Origin of the sequence: Streptomyces sp. NPDC005962 (assembly GCF_040629205.1) — a bacterium.
Taxonomy (GTDB): domain Bacteria; phylum Actinomycetota; class Actinomycetes; order Streptomycetales; family Streptomycetaceae; genus Streptomyces.
Genome location: NZ_JBEXVE010000010.1, coordinates 1 through 12,563 on the forward strand (window position 1 = coordinate 1; position 12,563 = coordinate 12,563).

Annotated in this window: 13 protein-coding genes and 1 pseudogene; 6 read left to right on the plus strand and 8 right to left on the minus strand. The window is 69.3% G+C overall.

Annotated features, from left to right (window positions below; genetic code table 11):
- Positions 1–295: 295 nt before the first annotated feature.
- The gene (locus ABZ370_RS18220; protein WP_358621619.1) at positions 296–607 is read right to left on the minus strand and encodes a hypothetical protein; all 312 of its coding nucleotides are present in this window, start codon (positions 605–607) and stop codon (positions 296–298) included.
- Between the two features lie 233 nt (positions 608–840).
- Here ABZ370_RS18220 and ABZ370_RS18225 point away from each other — a divergent pair.
- The 3 genes and pseudogenes from ABZ370_RS18225 to ABZ370_RS18235 form a co-directional block, all read left to right on the plus strand.
- Positions 841–1,392, plus strand: a pseudogene (locus ABZ370_RS18225) (integrase); the annotation flags it as partial.
- A gap of 148 nt (positions 1,393–1,540) precedes the next feature.
- Positions 1,541–1,861 (plus strand): sensor histidine kinase, encoded by a 321-nt coding sequence (locus ABZ370_RS18230; protein ID WP_358622254.1) that lies wholly within the window; start codon positions 1,541–1,543, stop codon positions 1,859–1,861.
- Between the two features lie 179 nt (positions 1,862–2,040).
- Positions 2,041–2,424, plus strand: coding sequence for a VOC family protein (locus ABZ370_RS18235; RefSeq protein ID WP_358622257.1), 384 nt, complete (start codon positions 2,041–2,043; stop codon positions 2,422–2,424).
- A gap of 150 nt (positions 2,425–2,574) precedes the next feature.
- On the opposite strand, the gene ilvA is transcribed toward ABZ370_RS18235, so the two are convergent.
- Complete coding sequence (ilvA, locus tag ABZ370_RS18240; protein ID WP_358621621.1) at positions 2,575–3,840, minus strand: threonine ammonia-lyase IlvA; 1,266 nt, start codon at positions 3,838–3,840, stop codon at positions 2,575–2,577.
- Positions 3,841–3,895: 55 nt separating this feature from the next.
- On the opposite strand from ilvA, the gene ABZ370_RS18245 reads away from it, so the two are divergent.
- Positions 3,896–4,669, plus strand: coding sequence for an IclR family transcriptional regulator (locus tag ABZ370_RS18245; RefSeq protein ID WP_358621623.1), 774 nt, complete (start codon positions 3,896–3,898; stop codon positions 4,667–4,669).
- On the opposite strand, the gene ABZ370_RS18250 is transcribed toward ABZ370_RS18245, so the two are convergent.
- From ABZ370_RS18250 to ABZ370_RS18270, 5 genes are read right to left on the minus strand one after another with little or no spacing between them, the layout of a single operon-like run.
- Entirely contained in the window at positions 4,635–5,639 is a 1,005-nt protein-coding gene (locus tag ABZ370_RS18250; protein ID WP_358621626.1) for a glycerate kinase, read from the minus strand. The genes ABZ370_RS18245 and ABZ370_RS18250 overlap by 35 nt on opposite strands.
- Complete coding sequence (locus ABZ370_RS18255) at positions 5,630–6,592, minus strand: D-glycerate dehydrogenase (RefSeq protein ID WP_358621628.1); 963 nt, start codon at positions 6,590–6,592, stop codon at positions 5,630–5,632. Before ABZ370_RS18255 ends, ABZ370_RS18250 begins: the two co-directional genes overlap by 10 nt.
- A gap of 8 nt (positions 6,593–6,600) precedes the next feature.
- Complete coding sequence (locus ABZ370_RS18260; protein WP_358621630.1) at positions 6,601–7,542, minus strand: hypothetical protein; 942 nt, start codon at positions 7,540–7,542, stop codon at positions 6,601–6,603.
- On the minus strand, positions 7,542–8,777 hold the full coding sequence (locus ABZ370_RS18265) for a CoA transferase (protein ID WP_358621633.1): 1,236 nt from the start codon (positions 8,775–8,777) through the stop codon (positions 7,542–7,544). Before ABZ370_RS18265 ends, ABZ370_RS18260 begins: the two co-directional genes overlap by 1 nt.
- 31 nt (positions 8,778–8,808) lie before the next feature.
- Positions 8,809–10,236, minus strand: a complete 1,428-nt coding sequence (locus ABZ370_RS18270) for an SLC13 family permease (protein WP_358621635.1) — start codon at positions 10,234–10,236, stop codon at positions 8,809–8,811.
- A 485-nt stretch (positions 10,237–10,721) separates the two neighbouring features.
- Here ABZ370_RS18270 and ABZ370_RS18275 point away from each other — a divergent pair, with 485 nt between their 5' ends.
- Together ABZ370_RS18275 and ABZ370_RS18280 are read left to right on the plus strand one after the other, a co-directional pair.
- Complete coding sequence (locus tag ABZ370_RS18275) at positions 10,722–10,925, plus strand: hypothetical protein (RefSeq protein WP_358621637.1); 204 nt, start codon at positions 10,722–10,724, stop codon at positions 10,923–10,925.
- Between the two features lie 40 nt (positions 10,926–10,965).
- Positions 10,966–11,574: an aldolase/citrate lyase family protein gene (locus tag ABZ370_RS18280; protein ID WP_358622260.1), complete on the plus strand. Its 609-nt coding sequence runs from the start codon at positions 10,966–10,968 to the stop codon at positions 11,572–11,574.
- Positions 11,575–11,598: 24 nt separating this feature from the next.
- Here the strand turns inward: ABZ370_RS18280 and ABZ370_RS18285 are convergent, their stop codons facing one another.
- Positions 11,599–12,498, minus strand: coding sequence for a LysR family transcriptional regulator (locus ABZ370_RS18285; protein ID WP_358621639.1), 900 nt, complete (start codon positions 12,496–12,498; stop codon positions 11,599–11,601).
- Between the last annotated feature and the right edge of the window lie 65 nt (positions 12,499–12,563).

The following is a 12,563-nucleotide window of genomic DNA, read 5'->3' on the forward strand; positions in this document are numbered from 1 at the left end:
TGATCGCGGGCAAAGGCAGCGAGCCCTACCAGATCGTCAACGAGGAACTGCTGCCGTTCAGCGACATGGCGACGGTACGCGAACTCGCCACGCGGCAGGCGTACCAGCCTTCTTGACACCCGGCGCTGGTTGCAGGGCCGGGCACGAGGACGTGCAGCTTCTCCAGACGCCGACCTGCTGACTGATGCCGGGGCGAAGTGCCCCAGGAGGACTTACCAGGCAGGACTTTCGGGCGGTCAGTACGCCGCCCTGACAGCACGACGCCCCGGTACTGGCGTTGGCGTACCAGGGCGATTCAGCGCAGGAGTTCCACTATGCCGGTATCCTCGTGGTCGAGAATGTGGCAGTGCAAGACGAATTCCCCAATGTAGCGGAGCTGATTGGGTGCTTCGGCCGCCTTGTCGGACCCGTCTACGACCATCAGTGTCGCCGGAACATACGTCCCGCCGCTGACGACAATGACGGGCCGACCGTCACGGTACTCAATCGACAGTGTGGCGATGTCCTCGGGCTTGACCTGGCCGGTTGGGATGGGCGCGGGTTCGGTAGCTGCGGGCTTGTACTGGGCCGGTGCGGGGCCCTTTGAGTTGGGTGCGGTCTCGGGCATGGGTGTCTCCTCGCTGGACCGGCACGATGCCAGCCGCACGGATCTTTTCATAACTCAACGCGTGCGTGCCATCACGTTCGGTGGTTCGATGGGTGATCCCTCATTCGGCGGGCGTCCGTTTCGTGATCACTTGAGACCGAGCAGGGCGAGCGGGCGGTCCTGTCGGGCTCGAATAATCGTCGCTGCTGGTCAAAAGGCCACGGGCCTCCGCGTAGCACTGCGATCCTGGTTGGATGGTCGTGTCGCTTCTCTACCGGATGACTCGATGTCTTCTCTCTGTCCCAGCAGTGCTCCTACGGCGGGACACCTCGAAGGAGGCTGAGCTCCTCGTCTTCCGGCACGAAAACGCTGTGCTACGACGCCAACTGCAGGGGCGAGTACGGTACGAGCCGGCGGACCGTCTCTGGTTCGCAGCCCTGTCCTCCCTGATCCCCCACCGCCGCTGGGCCAAGGTCTTCCCGGTCACACCGAGCACGCAGCTGGCCTGGCACCGCAGGCTCGTCGCCCGCCGATGGGACTACTCCCGACGACGCCGAGGTCCCGGACGGCCGCCCACCAAGGCCGCCGTCAAGAAACTCGTGCTGCGCCTGGCTCGCGAGAACAGCCGATGGGGCCATCGCCGGATCCAGGGTGAACTGGCCCGGCTCGGACACCCGATCGCCGCCTCGACCGTCTGGCAGATACTCCACACCGCGGGGATCGATCCCGCACCGCGCCGCAGTGGCCCAACCTGGCGCGAGTTCCTCTCTGCGCAGGCTACCGGCGTGATTGCCTGTGATTTCCTGCGAGACGCTGCTGGCGGAGGCCCGCGGCCGCGGCTCCAAGGCCCCCGGCAGATGCGCGCTCGTACGGGACCTGGCCACCCACAGCGCACACGACCACCCGGCAGCGCCGCCGGTCGACGTCCGCCTGGAAGGCGAGGAGTCCGCCCTGGTGGCGGGCGTCTCCCCGGCGGTCGCCGAGCGGATCCTCATCCCCTTGTTGGACAACGCCCGTCGCTATGCCGTCGACATAATCGTCCTGGAGTGTGCGGCGCGGCCCGAGGGCGTATGCGTGGTGGTGGCGGACGACGGGCCTGGCGTACCGGACCGCGATCGGGATGCGATCTTCGACCCGGGGCACCCGGTGCACCCCACGGACGGTCACCATGGAGCGGGCCTGGGCCTCCCCCTGGCCCGCACATCGGGCGGCAACTTGGCCCTCAGCCCCACCACACCCGGAGCCCGCTTCGTGATCTCCCTCCCGGCAGGCTGAACGGCCGAGCGCCGATGTGCCAATCCGGCCGCACCGCGAACCTCGCCTACCCGAAGGGTGACCGCCACGATCCGGGGGGAGCTGATGGTACTGGCAGAGTGCGTTGTTACGATCCTCGGTCGCCCCGAAGGGTGACCGCCACGCCGGTTGATACGGACAAGAAGCGAGGTACCCGAACGATGCGGATCCAGCGTCTCGACCACTTGGTGCTCACCGTGGCCGACATCGAGACCACAGTCGACTTCTACACACGTGTTCTGGGCATGGCGCCGGTCACCTTCAAAGGCGGCCGCCGCGCGCTGTCCTTCGGCCACAGCAAGATCAATCTGCATCAGGCCGGAAACGAGTTCGAGCCCAAGGCCCAGCGTCCCACCCCGGGAAGTGCTGATCTGTGCCTCATCGTCGATGACCCCATCGACCGCGTGTTGGAGGAACTGGCCAACCTGGCAGTGGCGGTGGAGGAAGGACCAGTTGAACGAACGGGCGCCACAGGGCCGATCATCAGCGTGTACCTGCGCGACCCGGACCACAATCTGATCGAGCTCAGCAACTACCTCAGCTGAGGCGAACGCTTTGGCAGAGCTCCAGGGTCGGTCGGCAGGAGCCCGCCGGTGTGGAGACGACGACGCGGAGGGTGATCAGGGCGACGTCCTCCGTCCGCACAGAGGCCGAGGTTGTCCGTGGCGGCACGCTTGCCCGAGCGGGCCCGGGTGTCAGGTCAGGAACGTGAAGAGCGGGCTGTCCGGAGGCACACGCTCGATACGGTGCGGGACCTTGCCCATGCGGTCCAGCAGCGGCTCGAGGCCGTCAGGCGCACCGAGTTCGATGCCCACCAGTGCGGGGCCCGTCTCGCGGTTGTTCCGCTTCACGTACTCGAAGAGGGTGATGTCGTCCTCCGGTCCCAGCACGACGTCGAGGAACCGTCGCAGTGCGCCCGGTTCCTGCGGGAACTCGACGAGGAAGTAGTGCTTGCGTCCTTCGAAGAGCAGCGCACGTTCGACGATCTCGGCGTACCTGCTCACGTCGTTGTTGCCGCCCGAGACGACGCACACGACCGTCGCGCCGGGCTCCAGGCCCGGATCGCGGTCGAGCGCGGCGGAGGCCAGGGCGCCCGCCGGTTCGCTGATGATGCCGTCGGATTGGTAGAGGTCGAGCATCTCCGCACAGATCCGGCCCTCCGGCACAGCGAGCATGCGAGGCGGCTGCTGGGCGACGGCCGCGTAGGTGTGCCGACCGACGGTGCGTACGGCCGCCCCGTCGACGAAGGGATCGATGTCCGGCAACGTCACGGGGCCTCCGGCGGCCAGGGCCGCGGCCATACTCGCCGCGCCCTGCGGTTCGGCGCCGATCATCTGGACGGTCGGGTGCGTCTCACGGAGCCAGGCGGTGGCGCCCGCGAGCAGGCCGCCACCGCCCACGGGGACGATCACGGCGTCCGGAGCGCGGCCGAGCTGCTCGACGGCTTCCCTCACCACGGTGCCCTGCCCCGCGATGGTGCGCGGGTCGTCGAAGGCGGGTACGAGGGTGGCTCCGGAAGCATGGGTGTATGCGAGCGCCGCAGCGGCGGCGTCGTCGTAGGTGTCGCCCTCCACGATCATGCGGACGTGCTCGCCGCCGAGTATCCTCACCCGGTCCCGCTTCTGCCGGGGTGTCGTCCTCGGCAGGTACACCCGGGCGGGCACGCCCAGGGAGGCACAGGCCAGTGCGACACCCTGACCGTGATTGCCGGCGCTCGCGCAGACCACACCTCGCCGGCGTTCCTCCGCGGACAGCTGCGCGATGAGGTTGTAGGCGCCGCGTGCCTTGTACGACCGTACGGCCTGCTGGTCCTCCCGCTTGAGCCACACGTCGAATCCGTACCGCGCGGAGAGCCGCTCGCTGCGGTGCAGGGGGCTCGGCCGGATCACCTCCGCACACCGTCGTGCGGCCGCGATCACGTCCGATGCGCCCACGCCACCGGTCCCGCTGTGCTCAGTCACCCGTTTCTCCTGTCGTATCGTTGGGCGCATGGCAGCCCGAGGTAAGTCCGCCACGGTGGCGAACGAAGGGTCGAAGCAGGCTCCGCTGCTCGTCCTGGGAAAGATCTCCGAGATTCTCAACGCTTTCACACTGGCCCGGCCTTCTATGAGCCTGCGCGAGATCCAGCAGCAGACCGGGCTTCCTGCCTCGACCGTGCAACGCCTGGTGACGAACCTGGTGGCGCACGGGTTTCTCGACCGCTCCGAGGATACTTTCCGGATCGGGGTGAAGATGGCCTACTGGGCGGCTGCCGCGGCGAAGGACCTCGACATCCTCGAGGTGATCAACCCCGCCCTGAAGGACCTTCGCGACCGGACCGGGGAGACCGCGTGCTTCTTCCGCTCCGAAGGCGCCCAGCGGGTGTGCATCGCGGTCGCCGAGACATCGCACGCCCTTCGCCGGGAGATGTCGGTGGGGAAGATCGCCCCCATCACCGTGGGGTCGTCGGGACGGGTGCTGCTGGCCTGGGATCCGGATCTCGCCGAGCGCGTGCTGCGGGAAGAGCTTCCGCAGCTGACCGAGAGCACCGTGACCGACCGGGACGAACTGCGCGGGCTGGTCCAGCAGACGCGTTCCGAGGGTTATGCCATCACGGTCGGCGAACGCATCGACGGTGCGTCGGGCCTCGCGGCCCCGGTGTTCGACTCGGCCGGGGATCTGGTCGGGGCGCTCATGGCCCACGGGCCGACACTGCGCATGCCCTATGAGCGGTGCGTCGAATGGGTCGATCTGGTGGTGGAGCATGCCGAGCAGATCACCCGAGCACTCGGCGGCCGGTACCCGGCCTGAGCCGCAGCCGTTGTCCGATGGCCCGGCCCGCCGCTTCCATGGCTGCCTCGTCGCTCGCCACGACGATGTCCATGAACTCCTCGCGCAGGGGCCCGAGATCCGGGCCGACGGACCCTGCCACGGCGAAGCGCGCGGTGCCGGCCGAGCGGGCCAGCACGGCCGACACAATCTTCCCCTGACTGCTCTGCTCGTCGAGGCGCCCCTCCCCGACGACGACAGCTTCCGCGTCGGCGAGGTGGTCGTCGAAGGACAGCGCGTTCAAGACGTGGTCCGCGCCTGATACCAGCTCGGCGTCGTACCGTGCCCACATCGCCCCGGCGAAGCCGCCGGCAGCCCCGGTCCGTGGCACGTTCGTCGGGTCGCGCGGCAGCAGTCCCGCCTGGTGCCGCAGGCGCAGTGTCAGGGAGGCGACCTGCCTCGTGTCCGCACCCTTCTGCGGGCCGAACACCCGTGCCGCTTCCGCGTAAGGGGTGGTGACATCGGTCAGGACCGTCACCGGGGTGCCGCGCAGGCCACCGCATTCGTCGATCGCCCGCAAGGCCCCGAACCCACCGTCGCTGGTGGCGGTTCCGCCGGCGGCCACGACGATCTCGGTGACACCGTGACGGGCGGCGTCGGCCATCAGCATCCCGACGCCGTACGTGTCGGCGGCCACCGGATCCCGCGAGTCGTGGTGGGGGGCGTTGATCCCGCACACCTGGGCGAGCTCGATGTAGGCGGCGCCGGAGGGCGCCAGGGCGATCGTCCCCTCGCATTCCGCCCCCCAGGGGTTGCGGGCAGGTGCGGCACGGTGGCGTAGTCCGAGGGGTTCGGCGAGGACGGCGAGGGTTCCCTCGCCGCCGTCGGCCACGGGGACGAGCACGGGGACGGCCGGGGTCTGCGCCAGTCCCCGGCCGATCGCCGTGGCCACCTGCGGCGCGGTGTACGTACCCTTGAAGCTGTCGGGCGCCACGACGACCTTCATCGCCATGCCTCCGGGTTCACCGCATGGGCCGGCATCTCGCCGCGCCCCATGGCAACCGCGTTGTTCGCGCAGACCTCGGCCATGGTGGCGCGGACGGAGCGGGTGGCGCTGCCGACGTGGGGCAGGAGTGTGGTGTTGGGCAGGTCGGCGAGGCCATCGGCGAGCGCGGGTTCGTCCTCGTACACATCGAGTCCGGCTCCGGCGATCTCACCCGAGCGCAGCGCCTCGACGAGTGCTTTCTCGTCCACCACGGGCCCGCGGGAGGTGTTGACGAGGCAGGCTGTCGGCTTCATGGCGCGAAGGGCCTTCTCGTCCACGAGATGGTGTGTGGCGTCGGTCAACGGGACGTGCAGCGAAAGGAAGTCGCTGGTGGACACCAGGTCGTCCCACTCGGCGAACCGCACCCTGTCGGCGAGGTGTCCGAGCCGCTCGGCAGGTACGGGTCCGCTGCGTGCGGTGTAGCGCACGGTCATGCCGAACCCGAGGGCCCGTTCAGCCGTCGCCCGGGCGATCCGTCCGAAGCCGACGAGTCCGAGCGTGGCCCCGCTGACATCGCTTCCGAGGAGCAGCTCGGGCTGCCAGCCCTGGTATTTCCCCGCGCGGAGGAAACGGTCGGCCTCCACGCAGCGCCGTGCCGTGGCCAGCAGGAGAAGCATCGCGATGTCGGCTGTGGCGTCGGTGAGGACCCCGGGCGTGTTGCCCACGAGGATTCCGCACTGTGTGGCGGTTGCCACGTCGACGTTGTCGTATCCGACCGCGTAGTTGGAGATGCCCTTGATCTTGGCGTGCTCGAGTACGGCTCTGTCGAACACATCTGTCAGCTGGGCGACGACGATGTCGACGTTCCCCGAGGAGCATTCCCGGCGCAGTTCGCCCGCGGACAGCTGCCGTTCGGGTACGTACACCTCACCGGCCGCCTGGAGAATGTCCATTCCGGGGGCCGGGACGGGGGTTGTCACCAGGAATTTCATCGGCACGCCTGCGCATCCGGTGCCGCCACGGCCCACTCGAACGCGGTGGTGCTGGAGTGGGCCGCCTGGCCTGCCCTGGAGCGGTTCGGCTCGTCCAGTTCTGCCAGCAGCCCGTCGGCCAGTTCCACCACGGCGCCGAAGGTGTCCGGCGTCAGCCAGTCGGGGCGCAGTGCGAACAGCAGGTCTTCCGTCGCGGCGTTCCCACTGGCGCCGGGTGCGAACGGACAGCCGCCGAGGCCCCCGAGCGCGCCGTCCAGTTCGCTCGCTCCGGCGGCCACCGCGGCCAGGGAGTTGGCGACGCCCATGCCCCACGTGTCGTGTCCGTGGTAGACGATCCGCCGCGCGGGCGACCGCGTTGCCACTGCGGAGACCAGGCTGGTCACCTGAACCGGCACGGCCTGCCCGAGGGTGTCGCACAGCACGATGTCCTCGGCACCCTCCGCACGGGGGTCGTTGGCGATCCGGAGCACCGTTTCCTCCGGGACGAGGCCGTCGAACGGGCAGGTGAAGGCCGTGGCCACACAGAGCTGAATGCGCCCGCCGGCCGAGCGGGCGTGCTCGATCGCCGCCGGCATGGCCGCGAGGCTGTCCTCGGTGGACCGGCCGATGTTGGCCTGGTTGTGGCGGTCGGATGCCGACAGGCAGTACTGGAAGTTCACCGCGCCCGCCCTCGCCGCCTTCTCGACGTGCCGTGGGGTGGCCACCCAGACCCAGGACCGGGCGAGCTCATCCGGATTCAGACGTTCGATCACCTCCAGTGTGTTGGCCATGGGCGGGACGAGGGTCGGATTGGCCAGCGAGCCGATCTCCAGGCTGGGGATGCCGAGGGAGAGGAGTTCGCGGACGATGGCCACCTTGCGGTCGGTGGACAAGGGCTTGCCGGTGAGCTGGAGGCCGTCGCGCAGCGTCACATCGCGCAGAGTCACAGGCGTACTCATTACTTCTTCTCCATCTCCATGATGATCGCGTCGGTCTCCTCGTCGTCCTTGCCGAGCAGGTCGGTGAGCACCTGTCGGGTGTGTTCGCCGAGGTCGGGGCCGAGGGATCGGACAGGCAGGGACTTCTCGCCGAGGACGGGGACGATGCCGGGGAATCCCACTTCCTGGGGCTCCTCTGCCGCTATGCGGACCGGCAGCGGCTGGATCATGCCGCGGACCGCGAATTGCTGGTCCACGCAGATGTCCTCCGCGCTGTAGATCGGGCCCGCCGGGACACCTGCGGCGTCGAGGGCTTCGAGCACCTCGTCACGAGGAAGCGTCTTGGTCCACGCGTTGATCGCGTCGTCGAGTTCGTCACGACGGGCCCAGCGTTCCGCGTTGGTCTGCAATCCTGGATCGTCGGCGAGATCGGGACGACCGATGGCCCGCATATAGCGCCGGAAGATCGCGTCGCCGTTGCCGGCGATCACCACGCTGGGCCCGTCCCCGCACTCGTACGCGTTGGTGGGGGCGATGCCCTCCATCCTGCCGCCGACCCGCTGCCGTTCGAGGCCGTAGGCGAGGTAGTCAGGAACGAGGGATTCCATCATCGAGAAGACGGCCTCGTGCAAGGCGACATCCACCGTTCGCTCCGACAACGGCGCCTTCGTGGGTACCCGTTCGCGCTGGAGGAGCGAGATCACGGCGCCGAACGCCGCGTACAGGCCCGCGATCGAATCGCCGATGGACACCCCGACTCGGGAGGGCGGGCGGTCGGCTTCCCCGACCAGGTGGCGCAGACCGCCCATGGCCTCGGCCACCGCGGCGAATCCCGGGCGGTCCGACAGCGGCCCTGTCTGGCCGAAGGCGGAGATGCGGGCCAGCACGATATCGGGGTTGGCCTCCTCGAGTGCCGAGGGGCCGAGTCCCCAGCGCTCCAGCGTGCCGGGGCGGAAGTTCTCGATCACGACATCGCATCGCCGCACCAGGTCCAGCACGGTCGTCCGGCCACGGTCCGTCTTGAGGTCCAGCACCACCGACTTCTTGTTCCGGTTGATGGTGCGGAAGAACATCGAGACATCACCGGCGTAGAGCCGCCAGTTCCTCAACTCGTCGCCTGTATGCGGGCGTTCGATTTTGATCACCTCGGCGCCGAAGTCCGCGAGCAGCCGCCCGGCGGTGGGGCCCGCGATGTAATTGCCGAGTTCGAGCACACGCACTCCGTGCAGTGGCAACTGTGTGCTGCAATTCGTCATGGTGTCCTAACGTCAGGTGGGGGGGAAGGGGTCAGAGGATGGCGCTCAGCGCGAGGATCGGGCCCATCGCGACGACGGAGGCGACGGAGACCCCGACCGAACAGGTCTTGAGGGTGCCGCGGGTGGTCTGGCCCATCAGGGACTGGAGCAGCCAGAAGGTGTTGCTGGTCAGGTGCACGAAGAACAACGATCCGGCTCCGGCAGCCAGCGCGATCAGTACGGGATCGAGGCCCAGCGTGGGGGCCACCGGCGCGAGCAGGCCGGCGGCGGTGATCGCGGAGATCGTCACCGAGCCGACCGCGACGTGCAGTACGGCGGCCACCAGCCAGACCATCAGAAGCGGGGCCCAGGTGTTGGCCTTGAAGTAATCCCCGAGGATGTGCCCCAGCCCACAGGCGGCGATCATCGCTGCGAGACAGCCTCCGACACCGTTGAGGAGGAGGATCTGTCCGCTGTCGCGCATGCCCTTGCTCAGCGCCGCGTCCACCCGGGGCTGTCCGAGGTGGCGCCGGGCGACGAGGCAGGTGGCGACCAGGCCGAGCAGCAGGGCCACGACAGGGCTGGAAAGCAACTGCACCAAGGGGTTGTGCCACCTGGCCACCTCGGCGAGGGCTCCGGTGGCGATGAGGAGGAGTGAAACGAGGAGGGGCGAGAAGAGGAGGAGGAGTCCGGGCTGCGGTTGCGGTTGCGGTTGCGGTTGCGTGCGAGCCTTCACCTCCACCGCTGTCATGGTTCCGCCGGCAGGCTGCCCGGCGGGATACGCGTCGTCGGCCGTACCGCCGCCCGCGGGCGCGCTCGGCGCCGGGCCGGGAACGTCCTCTTCATCGAGTGCCGGGTTCCACCAGCCGCGCGTCAGCGCGAAGTTCATGAGCGTGATGGCGATGGTCACGGTCGGGATGACGACGATGAGTCCGTACAGCAGGTACGTGCCGAGCGGCACGTCAAGGAGCGCGGCGAGCGCCAGCGCTCCGGCACCTGGGACCGTGAAGACGATGCCGCACTCCAGCCCTATGGCCAGGGCAGTGGCCATGCGGGCGGTTCCGTATCGGCCGAGCTTGGAGGCTATGCCCTTGGCCAGCGGCCCGGTGATCACCAGCAGCACGTCCAGATAGATGGACTGCAAGAAGGTCGCGATCGTCAAGGCCATCGCGTGGGGGATCCGCTTCGGGCCCGCGGCCCGCAACAGGGTGTCGACGAGCCGCTCGATGGCTCCGAGCTCGCGCAGCAGGGCTCCGATGAGCACTCCGAACGCGATCAGGAGTCCGATGTCGGCCATGACGTCGCCGAAGCCCTTGCTGATGGTCTTCACGGTCTTGTCGACCCCGAGGCCGGTCGCGAGACCGAGATAGCAGGCGCCCAGGACCAGGGCGACCACGGGGTTCATCCGTAGCCGCACGATCAGGAACACGATGGCGATCACGGCGATGGCCGTGTTGAGCAGGATTGCGGTATCCGACATGCCTACCGTCCGGTTTTGTGCGGAGTGGGGCGTATACGAAGCCGGCGGCTCGACCCGATGGCCCGCATTATGAGCATGAACCCACGATGCGGGTCAACAGTCTGGAAACATGCATCTGCCGAACGGTGTGCGGGCAGGAACGGAAGCGGCGAGCGCGTGCCGCTCGTGAAATCGACGCACCGGGCCCCAACTGCCGCTAGCTCAGCGCCGTCCAGGACCCGCCCGGCGTGGGGCCGCACCGCACTGGCCCATGGCGGCGGAGGCGGGAGTAGCGCCGGCGGACAGCATCCGGCCACCATCGACGACCGCCCCGCCCCCATCCCGAGGGCCCGTGGCATCTGGGCCTCCGGCCCGACCCAACCCTCCTGTTCCGCCTCAGCGCCCTCACCGCCAACGCCCACCGCATCCACTACGACGCCACGTACTGCCGTGACACGAAGGGCTACCCGGGCCTCGTCGTCCACGGCCCGCTGCTCGCCCTGTTCATGCTGGACGTGGCGCGCCGCAACGCTCCCGAGCGCCGGGTGCGCTCACTCTCGTTCCGACTTCGCCGACCGGCGTTCGCGGTCGAACACCTCCTCGCCGAGGGCGCACCCTCCGGCACCGGCGCCCAGCTGCGTACCGCCACCCACCGCGACGCACAGCACGCGACCGCGGAGGTGACCTTCGCCGACCACGCGCATCAATGAACTTCAGGAGCCGGGAGGGCCCGTCGCGGCCGCCCGGGCCCTGCTCTTCGTGCCGGGCCACCGCCCGGACCGCTTCGGCAAGGCCGCCCGCTCCGGCGCCGACTTCGTCATCGTCGACCTGGCGGACGCGGTCGCCGCCGACGACAAGGAGCAGGCCCCCGGCAAGGCGCCGCCGACTGGCCCGGCCCCGGCACCGGACCCGTCGTACGCGTCAACGCACCCGGCACCCCGTGCTTCGAGGCGGACAGCCGCCGACCACGGCTGCCCGATGATGGTCCCGAAGGCCGAGGGCCCCGCCGCCCTGACCGACATCGCCGTCCGTACCGCCGGCCGCTGCCCGCTGATCCCGCTCATCGAGACGGCCCTCGGTGTCGTACGGGCCTACGACCTGTGCTCCGTGCCTGGCGTCGTACGTGCCGCCTTCGGCAACGTGGACCTGGTCGCAGAGCTCGGCACAGCCCACGACGACACCCTTGCCCTGGCCCACGCCCGCTCCCGCCTCGTCCTCGCCTCGGCGGCAGTCGGCATCTGCCCGCCAGTGGACGGCGTCACCACCGCCGTACGGGACCAGAACGAACTCCGCTGGGCACGAGCCGCACCGGGGACCCGGATGGCACGTGCGGTGCGGGAAACCGGAACGGGGCGGTGAGGGCACCGCCCGCCCCCGACGTGCCTAGATCGTCTCCTGCCGGTCGGCCGAGGCGTGGCGCAGGAACTCCTGCACCAGCGGCTCGTGCGCGTCGGCCCGGGAGACGAGGGATAGTTCGACGATGTCGGCAGGGTCGATGAGGGGCCGGTAGACGATGGGTCCTTGGATCGAGCGGACGGCCGCATTCGGTACGAGGGTGACACCGAGGCCGCAGGCCACCATCGCAAGCTGGGTCAGGATCGAGTTGGCGATGTGGCGCGCCTCGGGGGTGAACCCGGCTCGGCGGCAGGTCGCCATGAGCTGGTCGTGGTAGTCGGGGGACGCCTCACGGCGAAGCCACGCCCAGGGCTCGTCCGCGAACCGCGCGAGGTCGACCGGGTCCGGGGTGTCCCCGGCCAGCGCATGCCCGCTGGGTAGCGCGATCACGAACTGGTCGTGTCGCCAGGGCTGCACGCGCAGCCCACGCACCGGCGCGCTGGGCCGGATGACGGCAAGGTCGATCTCGTGCCGAGCGACGGCTTCCTGGCCCTGACCGGTGTCGACTTCCGTGAGGTGCAGGTCGACGCGGGGCCGGGCCTGCCGAAACGCTGCCAGCGTGCCCAGCAGCGGTTCGCTGAGGGCCGAGGTCACCACCCCGATCCGCAGCGTGCCCACCAGTCCGGCCTCGGCCTGAGCCGCCACCTCATGGGCGTGCCGGGCGGCCGCCACCAGCTTGCGGCACTCCTCGGCGAACGCCCGGCCGGTCTCGGTGAGTCGGACCCTGCGTTCGTTGCGGTCGAACAGCCGCACGCCCAGTTGGCGTTCCAGCTGGAGGATCGCCTGACTCAGCGGCGGCTGCGACATGCCGAGCTGTTCCGCAGCCCGGCCGAAGTGGAGCGTTTCCGCGACGGCGAGGAAGTAGCGGGCCTGGCGGACCTCGATCATCAGTCGCTCCACATATCACTAGGAGATGAAATCAGACCTTCAGTATATGAAGCCGCGTTGCTTGA

Bases quoted from the DNA above. Each gene is read 5' to 3' on its own strand.
- ABZ370_RS18260 (WP_358621630.1), bottom strand. From the start codon at position 7,542: ATGAGTACGCCTGTGACTCTGCGCGATGTGACGCTGCGCGACGGCCTC.
- ABZ370_RS18270 (WP_358621635.1), bottom strand. From the start codon at position 10,236: ATGTCGGATACCGCAATCCTGCTCAACACGGCCATCGCCGTGATCGCC.
- ABZ370_RS18265 (WP_358621633.1), bottom strand. From the start codon at position 8,777: ATGACGAATTGCAGCACACAGTTGCCACTGCACGGAGTGCGTGTGCTC.
- ABZ370_RS18220 (WP_358621619.1), bottom strand. From the start codon at position 607: ATGCCCGAGACCGCACCCAACTCAAAGGGCCCCGCACCGGCCCAGTAC.
- ABZ370_RS18235 (WP_358622257.1), top strand. From the start codon at position 2,041: ATGCGGATCCAGCGTCTCGACCACTTGGTGCTCACCGTGGCCGACATC.
- ABZ370_RS18285 (WP_358621639.1), bottom strand. From the start codon at position 12,498: ATGATCGAGGTCCGCCAGGCCCGCTACTTCCTCGCCGTCGCGGAAACG.
- ABZ370_RS18275 (WP_358621637.1), top strand. From the start codon at position 10,722: ATGCTGGACGTGGCGCGCCGCAACGCTCCCGAGCGCCGGGTGCGCTCA.
- ABZ370_RS18250 (WP_358621626.1), bottom strand. From the start codon at position 5,639: ATGGCGATGAAGGTCGTCGTGGCGCCCGACAGCTTCAAGGGTACGTAC.